This is a genomic window from Flavobacterium beibuense (assembly GCF_004151245.1).
In the GTDB taxonomy this organism is placed as follows: Bacteria; Bacteroidota; Bacteroidia; order Flavobacteriales; family Flavobacteriaceae; genus Flavobacterium; species Flavobacterium beibuense_A.
In genome coordinates, this window is the sequence record NZ_JUIW01000005.1 from 47711 (window position 1) to 59657 (window position 11947).

Annotated in this window: 10 protein-coding genes; 6 read left to right on the forward strand and 4 right to left on the reverse strand. The window is 40.2% G+C overall.

What is annotated here, in order from left to right; genetic code table 11:
• Positions 1-28: 28 nt before the first annotated feature.
• Both leuS and NU09_RS07700 read left to right on the forward strand, forming a co-directional pair.
• Positions 29-2926 carry a leucine--tRNA ligase gene (gene leuS / locus NU09_RS07695; protein ID WP_129750700.1) on the forward strand — a complete coding sequence of 966 codons (2898 nt, stop codon included), beginning with the start codon at positions 29-31 and terminating at the stop codon, positions 2924-2926.
• Positions 2927-3184: 258 nt separating this feature from the next.
• On the forward strand, positions 3185-3886 hold the full coding sequence (locus NU09_RS07700) for a zinc metallopeptidase (RefSeq protein ID WP_129750701.1): 702 nt from the start codon (positions 3185-3187) through the stop codon (positions 3884-3886).
• A 155-nt stretch (positions 3887-4041) separates the two neighbouring features.
• Here NU09_RS07700 and NU09_RS07705 read toward each other — a convergent pair whose 3' ends face one another.
• Both NU09_RS07705 and NU09_RS07710 read right to left on the reverse strand, forming a co-directional pair.
• A complete protein-coding gene (locus tag NU09_RS07705; protein ID WP_129750702.1) occupies positions 4042-4512 on the reverse strand; it encodes an Lrp/AsnC family transcriptional regulator in 471 nt (156 codons plus the stop codon).
• 103 nt (positions 4513-4615) lie between these two features.
• A complete protein-coding gene (locus NU09_RS07710; protein WP_129750703.1) occupies positions 4616-5986 on the reverse strand; it encodes a saccharopine dehydrogenase family protein in 1371 nt (456 codons plus the stop codon).
• Positions 5987-6100: 114 nt separating this feature from the next.
• Between NU09_RS07710 and NU09_RS07715 the strand changes: the two genes are divergently transcribed.
• Both NU09_RS07715 and pckA read left to right on the forward strand, forming a co-directional pair.
• Positions 6101-6487: a DUF423 domain-containing protein gene (locus NU09_RS07715; RefSeq protein WP_129750704.1), complete on the forward strand. Its 387-nt coding sequence runs from the start codon at positions 6101-6103 to the stop codon at positions 6485-6487.
• Positions 6488-6567: 80 nt separating this feature from the next.
• Positions 6568-8169 carry a phosphoenolpyruvate carboxykinase (ATP) gene (gene pckA, locus NU09_RS07720; protein WP_129750705.1) on the forward strand — a complete coding sequence of 534 codons (1602 nt, stop codon included), beginning with the start codon at positions 6568-6570 and terminating at the stop codon, positions 8167-8169.
• Between the two features lie 157 nt (positions 8170-8326).
• Here the strand turns inward: pckA and NU09_RS07725 are convergent, their stop codons facing one another.
• A complete protein-coding gene (locus tag NU09_RS07725) occupies positions 8327-9076 on the reverse strand; it encodes a uroporphyrinogen-III synthase (RefSeq protein WP_129750706.1) in 750 nt (249 codons plus the stop codon).
• Between the two features lie 20 nt (positions 9077-9096).
• Complete coding sequence (locus NU09_RS07730; protein ID WP_129750707.1) at positions 9097-9762, reverse strand: DUF4271 domain-containing protein; 666 nt, start codon at positions 9760-9762, stop codon at positions 9097-9099.
• A 109-nt stretch (positions 9763-9871) separates the two neighbouring features.
• Here NU09_RS07730 and NU09_RS07735 point away from each other — a divergent pair, with 109 nt between their 5' ends.
• The gene (locus NU09_RS07735; protein ID WP_129750708.1) at positions 9872-10594 is read left to right on the forward strand and encodes a polyprenol monophosphomannose synthase; all 723 of its coding nucleotides are present in this window, start codon (positions 9872-9874) and stop codon (positions 10592-10594) included.
• A gap of 9 nt (positions 10595-10603) precedes the next feature.
• Complete coding sequence (locus NU09_RS07740) at positions 10604-11947, forward strand: dihydroorotase (RefSeq protein ID WP_129750709.1); 1344 nt, start codon at positions 10604-10606, stop codon at positions 11945-11947.

Sequence of the window (11947 nt, forward strand, 5' to 3'; positions counted from 1 at the left end):
TTCAAACATTTGACTTTAGACTTATACAATGAAATACAATCCTAACGAAATAGAAGCCAGGTGGCAAAAATACTGGGCTGAAAACGGAACCTTTAGGGCAGAAGACGTTTCTGATAAACCTAAATATTATGTGCTGGACATGTTTCCTTACCCATCTGGGGCGGGACTTCACGTGGGTCACCCGCTGGGATACATAGCATCTGATATTTATGCACGCTACAAGCGCCATCAGGGATTTAATGTGCTGCACCCCCAGGGGTACGACAGCTTTGGCCTTCCGGCAGAACAGTATGCCATACAAACCGGGCAGCACCCTGCAATTACTACCGAAACCAATATTGCACGTTACAGGGAGCAGCTGGATAAGATAGGCTTTTCGTTTGACTGGGACAGGGAAGTACGTACTTCTAACCCGGAGTATTACAAATGGACACAGTGGATATTTATCCAACTGTTTAATTCATGGTATAATAAAGATGCTGAAAGGGCAGAAGATATTAAAACCCTTGTTGCCGAGTTTGAAGCAAACGGTAATACTAAAGTAAATGCTGTTTGTGATGATAACATTCCGCAGTTTACTGCTGCACAATGGAAAGGTTACACGGGAGAAGAGCAACAGAAAATGTTGTTGAAATACCGCCTTACCTACCTTGCGGAGACTGAGGTTAACTGGTGTCCGGCTTTAGGTACGGTACTGGCTAACGACGAAATTGTAAACGGTGTTTCCGAAAGGGGAGGGCATCCGGTTATCCGTAAAAAGATGACACAATGGAGTATGAGGATTTCTGCTTATGCCGAAAGACTTTTACAGGGTCTTGAAACTATAGACTGGACAGAATCGTTAAAGGAAAGCCAGCGTAACTGGATAGGCAAATCGGTAGGTGCATCAGTTACATTTAAAGTAAAAGACAATCATAATAAATTCCTTCACCTGTTAACGGGTGATGATACAGGTGAATACAGTATTGAGGTGTTTACCACGCGTCCTGATACTATTTTTGGGGTGAGCTTTATGACACTTGCGCCGGAGCATGAACTTGTGGCTAAAATTACCACTCCGGAACAAAAAGAAGCTGTTGAGGCTTACATAGAAGCTACTGCTAAACGTAGTGAGCGCGAGCGTATGGCCGATGTAAAAACCATTTCAGGAGTGTTTACAGGAGCTTATGCCGAGCATCCGTTTACAAAAGAGCCGGTGCCAATCTGGATAGGTGATTATGTACTGGCAGGTTATGGTACAGGAGCTGTTATGGCAGTGCCAAGTGGTGACCAGCGCGATTATGATTTTGCGAAGCATTTCAATATCCCGATTAAAAATATTTTTGACGGAGTTGATATTTCTGAAGAGGCATATGCTTCTAAAGATAACGTTAAGCTAAAGGATTCTGACTTCCTTAACGGACTTGACTATAAAAAAGCGACTAAAAAAGCCATTGAGGCTCTTGAAGATATAGAACAGGGAAGAGGTAAAACCAATTACCGCCTTCGCGATGCGGTTTTCTCGCGCCAGCGTTACTGGGGTGAGCCGTTCCCGGTTTATTATGTAAACGGGTTACCACAAATGATAGAGGGTAAGCATTTACCAATACGCCTTCCGGATGTGGAGAAATACCTTCCTACAGAAGACGGTCAGCCTCCTCTTGGAAACTCTAAAGAATGGGCGTGGAGTGTTGCCGAACATAAAGTGGTTAGCAACGACCTTATAGATAATGTATCGGTATTCCCATTAGAGCTTAATACCATGCCGGGTTGGGCGGGTAGCTCATGGTACTGGTTACGTTATATGGATCCGCATAATGACGACGAGTTTGTGTCTAAAGAGGCACAACAATACTGGGAGAATGTAGACTTATACATAGGCGGTAGCGAGCACGCTACAGGCCACTTACTATACAGCCGTTTTTGGAACAAATTTCTGAAAGATCGAGGTTTTATAGTTCAGGAAGAGCCGTTTAAAAAGTTGATAAATCAGGGTATGATTTTGGGTACTTCGGCTTTTGCCTTCCTAAAAAGAGAAGGCGGGAAGCAAACTTTTGTCAGTAAAGAAGAATATAATAAAAATGTTGATGCTGAAGGTCTTGATGGGGTTACTTATCAGGCTCTTCATGTGGATGTGTCTCTGGTAAACGCTTCAGATGAACTGGATGTTGAAGGGTTTAAAAATCATGCATTAAGTCAGGATTTTAAAGGTGCTGAATTTATATTGAATGACAACGGTAAATATATAGTTGGTCGTGAAGTAGAAAAAATGTCCAAGTCAAAATACAATGTTGTAAACCCTGACGACATCTGCGATCAGTATGGTGCGGATACCTTAAGGCTTTATGAAATGTTCCTTGGTCCGCTGGAGCAGGCCAAGCCTTGGAATACTGCCGGTATTACAGGGGTGTCGGGTTTCCTTAAAAAATTATGGAAACTGTATTTTGATGATAACGGACTAATTGTTACCTCTAACCCTGCAAGCAAAGAGGCTTACAAAGTGCTGCATAGAACCATTAAAAAAGTACAGGAAGATATAGAGAATTTCTCGTTCAATACATCGGTAAGTTCGTTTATGATTGCCGTTAATGAGCTTACGGCTATCAAATGCCACGAGCGTACCATACTGGAGCCGCTTGCAGTGCTTATTTCGCCTTATGCGCCGCACATTGCCGAAGAACTTTGGCACAGGTTGGGGCATCAGGGTAGTATTTCTAAAGTGAAATTCCCTGTGTTTAATCCTGAGCATTTGGTAGAAAGCAGTAAGGAATATCCGGTATCGTTTAACGGTAAGATGCGCTTTAAAATAGAACTGCCTATGGATATGGCAGTGCCTGATATTGAAAAAGCTATCCTTGCAGATGAGCGAACCATACAACAGCTTAACGGACAGCAGCCTAAAAAGGTAATTGTTGTACCGGGTAAGATTATTAATATTGTTGGGTAAGCTTCTAAGTTACAAAGTATATATAAAACCGCAGTTTACGCTGCGGTTTTTTTATTTTTATCTTGAGAGGGTTGGAGCTTGTCATTTCGATACGTAATGTAATGGAGTGAGGTACTGTGACTGAACATAAAAAAGTGCCACTCTTTCAGTTTACCTGCTCAAGAAGTTATAAATAAGTGTCAAAATAACAGTTAAAGCTAATCTTTCAACAGATTGGCTTTGATTTTGATATAGGTATTATAATAAAAACATGAAAAGATGGCATTAGGATATTATATTTTAATTGGTATTATAGCTTTAGCAAGTTACGCAGTAAGTGCTAAGCTAAAGAGTAAGTTTGCATACTACTCTAAAGTGCATTTACGTAACGGCATGAGCGGAGCCGAAATTGCTCAAAAAATGTTAGCCGATAACGGTATTTATGATGTTAAAGTTATGTCTACATCAGGTAGTCTAACCGACCATTATAACCCAACGAATAAAACCGTAAACCTAAGTGAAGCTGTATATAACCAACGTAATGCTGCTGCTGCTGCCGTGGCTGCACACGAGGTAGGCCATGCTGTGCAGCATGCACAGGCATACAGTATGCTACAGTTTAGGTCTAAAATGGTTCCGGTTGTTAGTGTATCATCAAACCTTGCGCCAATACTTATTATAATTGGGATTGTTATGGGTGCTGCTGCAAATATGGGTATTGGATTTTATGTAGCTGTTTTAGGGTTGGTGCTTATGGCAATAGCGACATTGTTCAGCTTTATAACGCTTCCGGTGGAGTATGATGCCAGTAACCGTGCTTTAGCGTGGCTTAAAAGCAAAAACATGCTTTCACAGCAGGAATATGCCGGAGCCGAAGATTCGCTTAAATGGGCTGCACGTACTTATGTGGTGGCTGCATTAGGATCGCTGGCAATGTTATTGTATTGGGCACTTCAGTTATTTGGAGGTTCCAGGGATTAATCCCTGTCTATATATATCTTGATAAACCGCCGGGCCTATAACCCGGCGGTTTTTTTATTTTGTAGTATACTCTTTGATTCTGAAGAAGCTTAGTGATGTGAAGAGTTTTTGTAAGTATTTGTCTGCTAATAGAATAGTGGATGCTGAACACTAACTTAAAGCTGTATCTGCCTTTCAATCTGCTGCTCAAGGGATATAAAGGTTTCGGTGCGCGACACTCCGTTTATGGGCTGAATTTTTTTATTAAGCAGCTGCATAAGATGTTCATTATCGCGGCAAATCATTTTTATAAGAATGGACCAGTTACCCGTGGTGTAATGGCATTCCAGTACTTCGGGTATTTTTCTCAGTTCCTTAACTGCCTCAAAGTTACTTGATGCCTTTTCAAGATAAATACCTACAAAAGCCATGGTGCTGTATCCTAAAACCTTTGTATTCACTATAAATTTAGATCCCGATATAACGCCTGCCTGCTCCAGCTTACGAAGGCGCTGGTGTATGGCAGCTCCCGATATGCCTATTTTTGCAGCAATCTGTAAAATGGGTTTACGGGCATCTTCCATGAGGTAGCGTAAAATCTCTTTATCAATCCCGTCTATTTCTATCTGTAGCGAATTTATCTTCATAGCCTTTCAGTTTAAAATCAAATATAGCAAATTGCTTATAAAATAAAACCCCTCCGAGGGGCTTGGAGGGGTTTAAGAATAAAGTTGAGTTAGTAAAGGAGTTTTAGCTCACTACGTTATTGGCATTATAGCCGGTATAGTGAACTTGCTTTTCGTGAAAAACAACCCCGAATTCTTCCAGTTCTTTTAATATAGGCAGGTATACTTCTTTGTTTAGAGGAAGCTGTACACCCGGCGTGGTAATATTTCCGTTAAGTATTTGCAGGGTAGCCATAGCTACAGGCAAACCTACTGTTTTTGCCATAGCGGTATAGGTTTGGTCTTCGCCTATGCATACCATGGTAGCATCTATCTGTTTGCGCTCACCGTTAAGTTCGTAGCCAAATTTATGGTACATTACAATCATGTCCTTGTCCTCCGGGCTAAGCGTCCATTTGTCGCTTAAAATCTTTTCCAGTATCTGGGCTGGTGTGGCGTTTATAAGTCCAACAATCTTGTTGGGATTAAAAATATCAAGCTCTACCAGTTTGTCCCATTGTATATCATCCTGATCCAGCTTAAGGCTATGTCTCAGTTTAAGTTCAACCGAATCGGTAGGGTGGTAGGGAAGAAATGCATTCACAAAATCGCGGTAGCTCATGGTTTCTGAGTTTTCCATGATGTAAGAGTCATCTGTCATTCCAAGCTGAACAAACATATTCCACGCTTTAGAGAAGCCTACCCTGCGCAGGGTTCCCCTGTATAATGTTTTTACATCATCAAGTCCGTAAACGCTTCGGTATTTTAACGAATCGCGATTGGCATAACCTTCAAAGCGTCCGTAACCTTCCACATCCATGAACTCTGTCCTGCGGAACAGTTTGTTGTAAGGGATGTATTTATAAGTGCCTTCCTGAATAAATTTTGCCGTGCCCCCCTGTCCTGCTAAAACTACATTACGGGGGTTCCAGGTAAATTTATAGTTCCAAAGGTTGTTGTCGCTTTCCGGGGCTACAAGTCCTCCGCAAAACGATTCAAACAGTATAACCTTGCCGCCTTTGTCCCGAATTTCATCCAACACCTTCATGGCACTCATGTGGTCTATGCCCGGGTCAAGCCCAATCTCGTTCATAAAAACAAGATTGTTTGCCTTAACCTGTTCATCCAACTCCTGCATGGCAGGGCTAATGTATGACGCGGTAACAAGGTGCTTTTTATGGGTTATACAATCTTTTGCCACTTCATAGTGAAGATGTGCCGGTAACATAGATATTACTATGTCGGCTTTGCTTATCTGCGTATGTCGTTGTTCAGCATTAAAGATATCAAAAGCTATCGCCGTGGCACGCGGATGTGTGCCTGCTTTCCTTTGCGCAAGCTCTAAAGACAGGTCAGCAATGGTAAGGTGCAGGTTCTCTGCTTCCGATTTGTTTAAAAGGTACTTAATTAATGATGATGCAGAGCGTCCTGCGCCAATTATTAATATATGCCTCATTGAGTTTAGGAGTTTAATTATAACACGAAAGTAGTAATTTGTTATATTTATAAAAATTTTTTAGCGAAATAAATGCGTTAAACTTTTTAATTTTACCCATTATAAACAACACACATGGACAAAAAAACTATAGCTATTGCTGCAATACTGGGAGCTACAGGTATAATACTTGGGGCATTTGGCGCACACGGATTAAAAAAACTTATAGAACCCGATTCTATAGCCGTATTTGAAACGGGGGTAAAATATCAAATGTATCATGCCTTATTTCTTCTTTTTATCGGCCTTATAACACGCATTTCAGACAAGGCAAAAAAGGCCATTTTGATACTTACCGTTTTAGGGGTGTTTTTCTTCTCCGGATCGATCTATTTTTTGGCCTGTAATTCGCTTTTTGCATTCGATTTCAAAACGATAGGATTTATCACTCCTGTTGGAGGATTGTTATTAATTAGCGCGTGGGTAGTATTATTTTTACAGATAATGAAGCAAAAGGAATAATTTTATCCTAAATTTTTATTTTGTAAAATTTAATTTTATACTTTTGTCCCCTGAAACAATGCAACTTAATAACAAAACTTATGAGTAATTTTGGCCTTTTTACGAAAACGATTTCGTTAGAGAAAATGGGAATTAAAAATGCTAATGTAAAATATCAGTTAACTCCGGATGAGTTACATGATATTACGATAGAAAAAGGCCAGGGTGTCGAAAGTTCTACAGGTGCGCTGGCAGTTAACACCGGTGAGTTTACCGGAAGATCGCCGCAGGACCGTTTTATTGTAAGGGACAGTATAACTGAAGATAGAGTTTGGTGGGGTAATGTAAACCTGCCTTTTGACAGCGATAAGTTTGAAAAACTTTACAACAAAGTAACGGAATACCTTAGCGGAAAAGAGGTTTTTGTAAGAGACAGCTATGTGTGTGCCGATCCTAATTACAGAATGAATGTAAGGGTGGTTACAGAGCTTCCTATGTCAAATCTTTTCTGCTACAACATGTTCCTTCGTCCTGAAGAATCAGAGCTGGAGAACTTTGCACCAGAGTGGCATGTGGTATGTGCGCCGGGCTTTATGGCAGATCCTGCTGTAGACGGTACACGTCAGCATAACTTTGCTATCCTTGACTTTACAAGAAAAATTGCCCTTATAGGCGGTACAGGTTATACCGGAGAAATGAAAAAAGGTATTTTCTCTGCACTTAACTTTATACTTCCTGTATTTAAAGATACTTTACCAATGCACTGTAGTGCTAACGTAGGAGCCGATGGAGATACTGCTATTTTCTTTGGTCTTTCAGGTACGGGTAAAACCACTCTTTCTGCCGATCCTGCACGTAAGCTTATTGGTGACGATGAGCACGGCTGGACTAAAGAGAACACTATCTTTAATTTTGAAGGCGGTTGTTATGCTAAGGTTATTAACCTTACAGAAGAAAACGAGCCGGATATCTTCAGGTCTATCAAGAGAGGTGCAATCCTAGAGAACGTTATCTTTAAAGAAGGTACTAACGAGGTTGATTTTGAAGATATATCTATCACACCTAATACCCGTGTAAGTTACCCAATCTATCATATAGATAATATACAGCCGGATTCAATAGGCCATAATCCTAAAAACATATTCTTCCTTACTGCCGATGCGTTTGGAGTACTGCCTCCGGTTTCTAAATTAACTCCGGGTCAGGCAGCTTACCACTTCATTTCGGGTTATACTGCTAAGGTAGCCGGTACAGAAGCAGGTGTTAACGAGCCTCAGCCTAACTTCTCAGCTTGTTTTGGAGCGCCTTTCATGCCGCTTCACCCAACAAAGTATGCAGAAATGCTAAGTGCTAAAATGAAAGAAGCAGGCGTTAACGTATGGCTTATAAATACAGGCTGGACAGGCGGTGCTTATGGTACAGGTCACAGAATGAAATTAAAATATACAAGAGCCATGATTACAGCTGCCCTTAACGGCGAGCTTGATAACGTGGAGTATAAAACACATAAGGTATTTGGCTTAGCTATACCGCAAACGTGCCCTAACGTTCCGGATGAGGTTTTAAACCCAAGAACAACATGGGATGATAAGGATGCTTATGATGCTAAAGCGCATGAGCTTGCTGAATCATTCAGGAAAAACTTTGCCAAATTTGAAGAGTTTGCCAATGACGAAATCATGGCAGGTGCACCAGTGGCATAAATCAGGAAATTTTAGAATAATGAAAAAGAGCCGTTTTACGGCTCTTTTTTTGTTTGAGAGGATATTTTATTGTGTTACGTATCGAAGGTAACTCTAGTTTATCAATAAAAAAGCCGCTTATATAAGCGGCTTCTGATATTGTATGTGTTTGGTTTTATTATTTGGCTTTGTTGGCTTCTATAATGTACTTTTCAAGAGCCATTGTCATAGACGGTGTTCCCGGTGCAGGAGCCATAATGTCTACTCTTAAGCCTCTGTCTAAGGCTTCTTTTTGTGTTGTGCTTCCAAATACCGCAATACGTGTATTGTTTTGTTGGAAATCAGGGAAATTCTTAAATAAAGATTTTATACCTGTTGGGCTAAAGAATGCAAGCACATCATAATAAACATCTTTAAGGTCAGAAAGGTCGCTCATTACTGTTTTGTAAAAAGTACCCGGAGTCCAGTTTACCTTTAGGCTGTCCAGTGTTTGAGGAACATCCTCGTTAAGCTGGTCTGATGAAGGTAAAAGGAATTTCTCATCCTTATACTTTTTAATTAGCGGAGACAGATCTACAAAATCTTTCTGGCCAACATAAATTTTTCTTTTTCTGTACACCACATACTTCTGCAGGTAAAAAGCAACAGCTTCACTCTGGCAAAAATATTTCATAGTCTCAGGCACTTTATAGCGCATTTCTTCGGCTACTCTAAAAAAATGGTCAACAGAATTTTTGCTGGTAAGGATTATGGCAGTGTAATTGTTAAGGTCAATTTTTTGCGCCCTAACATCTTTTGCGCTTACACCCTCTACGTGAATAAATGGCCTAAAGTCTACTTTTACTTTTAGTTTGTGTTGAATTTCGAAGTATGGTGAATTTTCTACTTTAGGTTCCGGCTGCGAAACCAAAATTGTTTTCACTTTCATATTTGACATAGTTGTTATATCTAACTTTTTGTAAACCAATAATACATGAAATAATAGGGTGCTATTTCAAGAGTGCAAAGATACAAAATAAAATAGAATAATTTGCCCACTATCAAATTTTGATATGCCTTCAGTGTAATGAGGTATGAATAAACACTTCCTGAAATAATAAGGCCTAAAATTGAGTATACTACAATGGGGTGGGGAGCACTGTTGTAAAACAGTACGGCGTTAACGGGTAGCAAAAGCATCCCAATATAAGTGCGGTAATTAACCTTTTGAAGGTTAAACTGCTCGTTAAATTCTTCTATGTTAAAGGAGGTGGCTATTATCTTTTCGGTAAGGTATTTAGAAAGGATAAAAAAGCCTAAAAAAGTAAATATCTGTACAAAGGTTACCCAGCTTGTTTTTTCGCTTTTGCCAAAGTAACTAAGCAGGAACTGTATAAAAAAAGTAAAGGATACCAACTGTACAAAAAAGAACGAAATGGTAAAGCTGTTGGTTATGTTTCCGCTGTCTTTATATATTTTGATATATTTATCAGAAATGGCAAGTCTGGAAAACTCTGTAAACCTAAGGCTGAAAACAGATCTGTTTACAGCGATAAGAACAAAGCAAAAGGTAAACAGGACGGTAGCCCAATCCCTGCTTTCAATCATTCTTTCCTGTAAAACAAATTCGTTCATATCGCACAAAATTAGTGATTTTTATATTCGTTATTTTGCAGTTTTATAATTTAATTATAGTACACGCGTTAGAAATACATTATTTTTGCATTTCAAAATTCACGCGTACATGAGCGAAGGCATTGTTGTAATACCTACTTACAACGAAATTGAAAACATAGAAACAATTATCAGGGCGGTTTTTTCTCATGAAACTCCGTTTGATATATTGGTTGTAGACGATAACTCTCCCGATGGTACCGCCCAAAAAGTTAAGGAGCTTATGCAGGAGTTCCCGCAAAGGCTTTTTTTAGAGGTTAGGGCTGGCAAAGCCGGGCTGGGTACTGCCTATGTGCACGGATTTAAATGGGCCATTGCCAGAAAATATGAATATATTTTTGAAATGGATGCCGATTTTTCGCATAACCCTGCCGATTTGGTAAGGCTACAGGAAGCCTGTAAAAAAGGAGCAGACATGGCTATTGGTTCCCGTTACAGTAAAGGGGTTAATGTAGTAAACTGGCCGTTAAGCCGTGTATTGCTTTCATATTATGCCTCTGTATATGTAAAAATGATAACCGGCATGAAAATTCATGATGCCACTGCCGGATTTATATGCTATAAACGAAAAGTGCTGGAAAGCATAAACCTTGACAACATTAAGTTTGTGGGGTATGCCTTTCAGATTGAAATGAAGTACAGAACCTGGTCTAACGGGTTTAATATTACGGAAGTTCCCATAATATTTACCGACAGGACAAAAGGGGAGTCTAAAATGAGCAACGCCATTATTAAAGAGGCGATATTGGGTGTTGTTTCGCTAAGAATAAAGAAAATGCTTAACAGATTATAACCGGAGAAGATGAACAGGATTTTAATTAAGAACGCTAAGATTGTAAATGAAGGGTCAATATTTGAAGGCGATCTTTTAATTGAAGATAAGTATATCAAGGAAATTGCCGACAGTATAAGTGCAAAGTCTTCTGATATTAAAATTATAGATGCCGAAGGGAATTACCTTATCCCGGGGGCTATAGATGACCAGGTGCACTTTCGTGAACCGGGTTTAACCCACAAAGGAAATATAGAAACCGAATCGCGTGCAGCTGTAGCCGGTGGTATTACCTCTTTTATAGAGCAGCCTAATACAGTGCCTAATGCGGTTACTCAGGAGCTTCTGGAGGAGAAATACCAAAGGGCAGCCGAAACATCGTATGCCAACTATTCCTTCATGATGGGGGGTACTAACGACAACCTTGAGGAAGTACTTAAAACAAATCCTAAAAATGTGGCGGGTATTAAGCTGTTTTTAGGTTCTTCTACGGGTAATATGCTTGTGGATAACGAAGAGGTGCTGGAAAAGATTTTCTCAAGTACGCCTATGCTTATAGCGGTACATTGCGAGGACGAGGCTACTATTCGCGAAAACCTTGAAAAATACAAAGAGGAGTTTGGTGATGATATCCCAATGAAGTACCATCCGCTTATAAGAAGCGCTGAGGCTTGTTATAAATCATCCTCAAAAGCTATAGAGCTGGCAAAGAAAACAGGAGCAAGGCTTCATATATTCCACGTTTCTACAGCTATAGAAACTGAACTGTTTACCAATAAGATTCCGCTTGAGGAGAAAAAGATAACTGCTGAGGTTTGTGTACACCACCTTTGGTTTAGTGATGCCGACTACGAAAAGAAAGGTTCGCTGATAAAATGGAATCCTGCTGTGAAAACGTCAGCAGACAGGGATGCGCTTTGGGAAGCCTTACTGGACGACAGGATTGATGTTATTGCTACCGATCACGCTCCTCACACCCTTGAAGAAAAGAAAAACCCGTACACAAGCGCACCTTCTGGTGGGCCGTTGGTGCAGCATGCAGTAGTGGCTATGTTTGAGGCTTATCATCAGGGTAAGATATCTATAGAGAAGATAGTAGAGAAAATGGCACATAATCCGGCTAAACTCTTCAAAATTGAAAAACGCGGATTTATCCGTGAGGGTTACTATGCCGATCTTGCTATTGTTAACCCGGGTATGCCGTGGAGCGTTAAGAAAGAAAACATACTTTACAAATGCGGCTGGTCTCCGTTTGAAGGGACTAACTTTAAATCGAGAATTACCCATACGTTTGTTAACGGACAGCTTGTATACAATAATTCTAAAGTAAAAGACATTCGTTGCGGTGAGCGTTTACTTTTTGACAGAGAATAG

Excerpts from the sequence above, each read along its gene's own strand:
- NU09_RS07735 (WP_129750708.1), top strand. The coding sequence starts at position 9,872 with ATGAGCGAAGGCATTGTTGTAATACCTACTTACAACGAAATTGAAAAC.
- NU09_RS07715 (WP_129750704.1), top strand. The coding sequence starts at position 6,101 with ATGGACAAAAAAACTATAGCTATTGCTGCAATACTGGGAGCTACAGGT.
- leuS (WP_129750700.1), top strand. The coding sequence starts at position 29 with ATGAAATACAATCCTAACGAAATAGAAGCCAGGTGGCAAAAATACTGG.
- NU09_RS07725 (WP_129750706.1), bottom strand. The coding sequence starts at position 9,076 with ATGAAAGTGAAAACAATTTTGGTTTCGCAGCCGGAACCTAAAGTAGAA.
- NU09_RS07730 (WP_129750707.1), bottom strand. The coding sequence starts at position 9,762 with ATGAACGAATTTGTTTTACAGGAAAGAATGATTGAAAGCAGGGATTGG.
- NU09_RS07700 (WP_129750701.1), top strand. The coding sequence starts at position 3,185 with ATGGCATTAGGATATTATATTTTAATTGGTATTATAGCTTTAGCAAGT.
- pckA (WP_129750705.1), top strand. The coding sequence starts at position 6,568 with ATGAGTAATTTTGGCCTTTTTACGAAAACGATTTCGTTAGAGAAAATG.
- NU09_RS07705 (WP_129750702.1), bottom strand. The coding sequence starts at position 4,512 with ATGAAGATAAATTCGCTACAGATAGAAATAGACGGGATTGATAAAGAG.
- NU09_RS07740 (WP_129750709.1), top strand. The coding sequence starts at position 10,604 with ATGAACAGGATTTTAATTAAGAACGCTAAGATTGTAAATGAAGGGTCA.
- NU09_RS07710 (WP_129750703.1), bottom strand. The coding sequence starts at position 5,986 with ATGAGGCATATATTAATAATTGGCGCAGGACGCTCTGCATCATCATTA.